Genomic DNA, 5,032 nt, shown 5'->3' on the forward strand with positions numbered 1-5,032 from the left:
GCTTGGCATCCGCGTAGTCGCTGCTCCCCTCATTCCCATCGGACGCATTCATCGCCATATCGCGCGGGTCCAGATAGCCTTCGAATGCGGATTCTGCAAAAGGACCTGCCAGACACGCAACTATCTCTTGGATCGCTTCATCGCGTTGGAAATGTCGATCCATATCGTTCTCGAAAATCGGCTTTAGCTCCGAGGTGAATCCTTGCGCTGAATAGAAAACCGTGCCTTCGACAAAACCACCGCACTCTCCGTCACCGGCGTCGGGGTAAATACTAACACTTGAGAAAGCAGGGAGTTCACGGTCGTCGTCGAACATCTGACGGTGCAAAACGATGGCGGCCACCGCGTGCCCGGCTTCGTGATGCGCCACAGACGGGAGAAGATATTGGGAGGCTACATTCATGCGGTGCGGCTCTCAGATCTAGTTTCCATCCAAGCCCTGATATCGGATTCAAGCCATGCGACTCGGCCGGGGGAGATGCGACGCCGCTTAGGGAACAGGCCTGCCTTCAGAGTCGCGCGGTCGCGCTCGAACTGCGTTCCACTGAAGTGCTTCAGGGTCTTTGCCGACTGGCCGGCGGCCCAGGCAAGTGCCCGCTCGCCTTCCACATCTTCAAGCCAAAGATAGAGATCGTCGTCGGGAGCATCCAGCGTTGGACGGACATCAAATGCGTTCATGTCCGGACAGCCTTCAGAAAGAAGGGATAGAGGCTTCCGTTTGATCGGGAACGCTTAGTGTTGGTAGCGGCGCCCACATGTTCGAAAAGCGTGATCATTGATGAGTTCTTCCAGTCGGTGCGGCATCGCAGTGCTTTTGCGCATAGGACCGCAATTGTCGTGCCAACTGGGAAAATCGTTTCGGAACAACGTGATCGCTCTGGCAGCGTTGTGTCAGATGTCCGACATCGTCGAGAATCCGACAACGAGTGCTCCTCCTAATCACCGGATCAACCTCCGGCGCCAGTCGGTGACACCGCATTCCTCTGTCTTTCCAGGAGACGGCGTGGACATCAATGCCGTTCCTCACCGAACCCGCCTCCTAGCCCTTCGCCCATACGTCACGGCCGCCCCCCGGTTTGGCTTCAACCTGAAGGATTACGGCGTCCTCTTCGCAGAGAAGATCGGGTTGTTCGTGGCGCGCGCAGCGGAGCCCAAGGAGCTTTTCTGGGTTGCGGATACTGGCATGTCGATATTACGACCGTGTGTCCTTCGACAAGCTTGGTGGCTTCTTCAACCAGAATCTCGCCGCGGAGATCGAATCGTTATCTGCGCCGCAAAGTGCGGCCGGTGAGCGGCGTGGCCCTGCGTTCCAGTTGGCCACGGTCCTCGCTGGGACGAGCAAGTAAATGGCTTGCGCAGCAACGGTGCGATCACACCTGGAGCACGGCGTCATCAGGAAAGCGCCATCCTTGTGCGCCCACGACACCCTGGTCGCCATCGGCCGCATCGCGGGGGGGCACTGTGGGCGATAACCATTCATTGATCTGGGCGATTGAGGGTTCTGCCGGGGCGCTATTGCTGCTCGGTAGGGCTGCGGGCTGGCGAGTCTACCAAGGCGAGCAACGACAGGCGAGACGGCAGACATTACGTGACGGAACTTGATATTGCAGTGCAGCAAGCGTAGAGCACCGCGCGCTTATCGGAGTGTCGTCCATGGCCCTTACCAATGCTGGTAACGAGGCAGAACCTGTCGAACAATCGAGCCATTCTGAGGTCGAGCAGCACAGCACCAAGGCGCTGATGTTGGGCGCACTAGGTGTCGTTTATGGCGATATAGGCACCAGCCCGATCTATGCATTTCGCGAGGCGTTGCATGCATCAGCGGGTGGCAACGTCGCCAGCCGTGGCGACATCCTCGGCGTACTCTCGCTGATCATCTGGTCCCTGACGATCACCGTGACGATCAAATACATCATGTTCGTGCTCCGCGCCGACAATCGAGGCGAGGGCGGAGTGCTGTCGCTTATGGCGCTGGCGCGCAACAGTTTCCCGACCTGCTCTGCGGTGATCCTCGGCATCGGCATCGGCATCGGCATCGTCGGCGCGGCGCTTTTTTTTGGCGACGCCGTCATTACGCCGGCAATCTCGGTACTGTCGGCGGTCGAAGGTATGAATGTCGTCACGCCGACGTTCCAGCCCTATGTGGTGCCGCTGACACTGGCCATCCTGGCGATCGTGTTTGCGGTACAGCGGTTTGGCACCGGCGGCGTAGGATTGGTGTTCGGACCCGTTACCGCGCTGTGGTTCCTGGCCATCGGCCTTTCCGGGCTCAACCACATCATGGACGACCCGGAAATCCTGCTGGCAATCAGCCCGCATTACATCGTGTCGTTCCTGGTCAACTCGCCTGACGTCGCCTTCGTTACGGTTGGTGCAGTCTTCCTCGCCGTCACCGGAGCCGAGGCGCTCTACGCCGACCTCGGCCATTTCGGCCGCAAGCCGATCGTGCTCGCCTGGCTGGCGATCGTGTTCCCTTGTCTGTTGCTCAATTATGTCGGGCAAGGCGCCTTCGTGCTGGCAAATGGCGGCGTTGTCGGTCATCCGTTCTTCGAGATGAACCAGGGCTGGACGCTTATTCCGATGGTCGTGCTTGCCACGGCGGCGACCGTGATCGCCTGCCAGGCGGTGATCTCCGGCGCCTTTTCGCTGACCAGGCAAGCGGTACAGCTCAACATGCTGCCGCGTTTCGTCATCCAGCACACGTCGGAAAAACAGTCGGGCCAGATCTATCTGCCGCGCATCAACCTGATGCTGGCGCTGGTGGTGATGCTGCTGGTGGTCGGCTTCGGCGAATCCAGCCGGCTGGCCTCGGCCTACGGTATTTCGGTGACCGGCAATATGCTGGTGACGAACATACTGCTTTTTGTTGTGATGACGCGCATCTGGAAATGGCCGCTCGGCGTCGCGATAGCCTTAATGGCGGTGTTCGTCTTCATCGATACCGGCTTCTTTGCAGCTAACATCGTCAAGGTATTCGAAGGCGGCTGGGCCTCGCTTGCCATTGCCGCAGTGATCGTGATGACCATGTGGACTTGGATAAGAGGCAGCAGGTATCTATTTGACAAGACGCGCAGGAACCAGATTCCGCTCGATTTCCTTGCGGGCAATCTGTTGAAGAAGAAACCGCAGCTGGTGTCCGGTACGGCCGTGTTCCTGACCAGCGATCCCGCCAGTGCGCCGACCGCGTTGATGCACAGCCTGAAGCACTACAAGGCGCTGCACGAACAGAACGTCATCCTCTCTGTGGTGACGGCGCAGCAGCCCGTGGTGCCCGACAGCGAGCGGATCAAGATGGAAACGATCAATGAGCTGTTCATGCGGGTGACACTGACCTTCGGCTACATGGAACAGCCTAACATCCCGCGTGCGCTGGCGATCTGCCGCAAGCAGGGTTGGAAGTTCGACATCATGACGACGTCCTTCTTCCTGTCGCGTCGCTCGCTCAAGGCGTCACCCAACTCCGGCATGCCGGTGTGGCAGGACAAGCTGTTCATCGGCTTGGCGCGCACGGCCGCCGACGCGACGGAGTATTTCCAGATCCCGACCGGACGTGTGGTCGAGATCGGAACGCAAGTGGCCGTTTAGGTATGCCCGGTTAAGCAGAATCAATTGGCATTTCGCGAGCCGGTGAATGCCTGACCGGGCGGAGGCCACGATGCTTGCGCCAAACTGGGGTCCGGTTCCAGGCCTGAAGCTTCCGGCCCCGAAAGCCGTCCTTTACGCCTGCGATCATTTCCGTTCCGCATTGTCTTGCCGACCCACCAGTCGAGATGCGCTGAAACGACCTCGCCGGGCAGCAACTTATCATTTGAACCTAATCGATGTGCCGCAAGTCCGACCTTCATTCTTCAGTTCACAGGCTAGCGTTGCCAAAATCGGCGTGCCGCCTAACCGGCGCCGCACCGTGACCTGTCAGGATGCTATGCAGGCGCGAGGCAGAAGCTGGCTCGAGGCCGCCGGCCTGGTGCTGGTCCGGCAGCGGCCGGGCTCGGCCAAAGGCTTCATGTTCCTCTGGAGGATGAGACGGGTGCGGCAAACGTCGTCGTCTGGGTCAAGATCTCTCGAGAAATTCCGGCGCGTGCTTCTTGCTTCGGCCATGCTCGGCGTCCGCGGACGCATCCGACGGAAGAGGAGGTGGTGCACCTCGTCGCCCACGAGCTGACCGATCTGTCGGCCGGGCTGGCCAGCGTGGGAAACCGCAAGACGCCGTTTCCGTTGCCGCACGGCCGAGGGACGAGGCTCATCACGGCGGATCGGGCATCGATCCGCGCGGCATGCCGAAGGGGCGCGACATCGTCGATGCAGTATGACCATATCGACCCTATCAAGTTCAAGACGCGTAACTTCCGGTAGCGCTTCCGGAGGCCACTTCAGCAGCATGTTGTGCACACTTTTGTCGGACCCTGTTAACTGCCGATTGGCAGCAGGTCACCCCGTGCCGGATCCCAAATGTCGTCGCTCTCAAGCGCAACGACTGCCCGCACCCTTTTTAAGTCAGCGAGCACCTCCACCGCCGGACGCCGCCCCGTTTCCTGAGCCGCGGCGTAACGGGTGTATTTGTGACTGTCCGGCTCAAACCACTTCAACGATTCCAAAGTAGCCATGGCATCGCCCTTGCGGCTGCGCGTGATGCGAATGATCGTGATCCCATCCTAAGCGCTCGCGTCGAATGGAGACACGCTGCCAACGCTTCATCTGCTCTACCCCATCTTTGTTCCAAGGCGGTCGGATCATCTCAATGAGCCCTGCCTCGGGGTGGCCAAAGCATGCATATTTATCGTTCGGCCCCGCATCGAATTATCATCTGCGATGTGGGACTCGATCTTGGGTTGGCGACGGCTTCGCTCCGGGAGTAGACGTCGGACCACTGATAAGTGCCGGACCTTCTCCACAATTTCTCGGCGGACTCATCGTGAACGCTCGATTGGACGTAAATGCGGTTCGCGGAAACGCAGGTCTGGCCGGCATTGCGGAACTTCGCCTGGACCGCACCGTCAACAGCACCGTCAATGTCGGCATCATCGAAGATGAT

Annotated in this window: 3 protein-coding genes and 2 pseudogenes; 2 read left to right on the top strand and 3 right to left on the bottom strand. The window is 59.5% G+C overall.

Translation table 11 applies throughout. From position 1 onward, the window contains the following. Together EN993_RS31140 and EN993_RS38405 are read right to left on the bottom strand one after the other, a co-directional pair. The coding region (locus EN993_RS31140; protein WP_164747208.1) for a hypothetical protein at positions 1–403 on the bottom strand (403 nt) is incomplete at its 3' end. Beyond that, positions 400–678, bottom strand: coding sequence for an AlpA family phage regulatory protein (locus EN993_RS38405; RefSeq protein ID WP_063169289.1), 279 nt, complete (start codon positions 676–678; stop codon positions 400–402). The genes EN993_RS38405 and EN993_RS31140, both read right to left, overlap by 4 nt. 975 nt (positions 679–1,653) lie before the next feature. Between EN993_RS38405 and EN993_RS31150 the strand changes: the two genes are divergently transcribed. Together EN993_RS31150 and EN993_RS31155 are read left to right on the top strand one after the other, a co-directional pair. Then, positions 1,654–3,585, top strand: a complete 1,932-nt coding sequence (locus tag EN993_RS31150) for a potassium transporter Kup (RefSeq protein WP_063169287.1) — start codon at positions 1,654–1,656, stop codon at positions 3,583–3,585. Positions 3,586–3,892: 307 nt separating this feature from the next. Next, positions 3,893–4,353: pseudogene (locus tag EN993_RS31155) on the top strand (OB-fold nucleic acid binding domain-containing protein); the annotation flags it as partial. A gap of 538 nt (positions 4,354–4,891) precedes the next feature. Here the strand turns inward: EN993_RS31155 and EN993_RS31165 are convergent. Then, positions 4,892–5,032, bottom strand: a pseudogene (locus tag EN993_RS31165) (aldehyde dehydrogenase family protein); the annotation flags it as partial.

Source organism: Mesorhizobium sp. M7D.F.Ca.US.004.01.2.1 (genome assembly GCF_003997785.1).
GTDB lineage: Bacteria > Pseudomonadota > Alphaproteobacteria > Rhizobiales > Rhizobiaceae > Mesorhizobium > Mesorhizobium loti.